The following is a 1,042-nucleotide window of genomic DNA, read 5'->3' as shown; positions in this document are numbered from 1 at the left end:
CCCGGGAGGGGACGGACGTGAACGAGGAATGGCTCATCTACCGGGGCGTCGGCGAGCCCCACGACGGCATCGACACCCTGCCCGACCCGCCGCCCTGGCGGGACTTCGACGGCGGGCCGGTCGCCGACCCCCCGTTGCCGGCCGCCACGGGCGACGGCAACGTCGCCCGCCGGCTCGGCGCGCACCGGCAGGCCGCCGAACTCCACCGGCCCGAGCCCGAGGAGCTGGAGGCCATCAACGCGGCCCTGTACCTGCGCCGCCCCCTGCTCGTCACCGGGTACCCCGGCACCGGCAAGTCCACCCTCGCCCACGCCGTCGCCCACGAACTCAAACTCGGCCGGGTGCTGCGCTGGCCCGTCGTCTCCCGGACGGTGCTCCAGGAAGGCCTCTACCGCTACGACGCCATCGCCCGGCTGCAGGACGTACAGATCGCCGCGAGCGGCGGCAGGCCCGGCGACGCGCCCGGCATCGGCACGTACATCCGCCTCGGCCCGCTCGGCACCGCCCTGCTGCCCGGCCGACGGCCCCGCGTCCTGCTCATCGACGAACTCGACAAGAGCGACATCGACCTGCCCAACGACCTCCTCAACGTCCTGGAGGAAGGGGAGTTCTCCCTGCCCGAACTGGAACGCGTCGCCGACACCGAGCCCGACGTCCGCATCCTCACCGACGACGGCGCCAAGGTCACCGTCCGGGACGGCAGGGTGCGCTGCCGGGCCTTCCCCTTCATCATCCTCACCAGCAACGGCGAACGGGACTTCCCCGCCGCCCTGCTGCGCCGCTGCATCCAGCTCAAGCTCGGCCAGCCCGGCGAGAAACGCCTCGCCACCATGGTCCGCGCCCACCTCGGGGAGGACGCCGCCCGGCTCGGCGCCGACCTGATCCGCGAGTTCCTCAGCCGCTCCCAGTCCGAACTCGTCGCCGCCGACCAGCTCCTGAACGCCATCTACCTCACCCACTACGCCTCCCCACCCACCCGGGAGGACCTCGCCGACCTGCTCATCCAGCGCCTCGACCGCCCGAGGTGACCACCGTGCCCTCC

1 protein-coding gene is annotated in these 1,042 nt (G+C 73.1%); it reads left to right on the top strand.

Annotated elements, in window-relative coordinates:
- Positions 1-17 precede the first annotated feature (17 nt).
- Entirely contained in the window at positions 18-1,028 is a 1,011-nt protein-coding gene (locus HYE82_RS36735; protein ID WP_179178556.1) for a MoxR family ATPase, read from the top strand.
- The last annotated feature ends 14 nt before the right edge of the window (positions 1,029-1,042 follow it).

Source organism: Streptomyces sp. BR123 (genome assembly GCF_013401435.1).
Taxonomy (GTDB): Bacteria; Actinomycetota; Actinomycetes; order Streptomycetales; family Streptomycetaceae; genus Streptomyces.
This window is presented reverse-complemented; position numbering and strand designations above follow the sequence as displayed.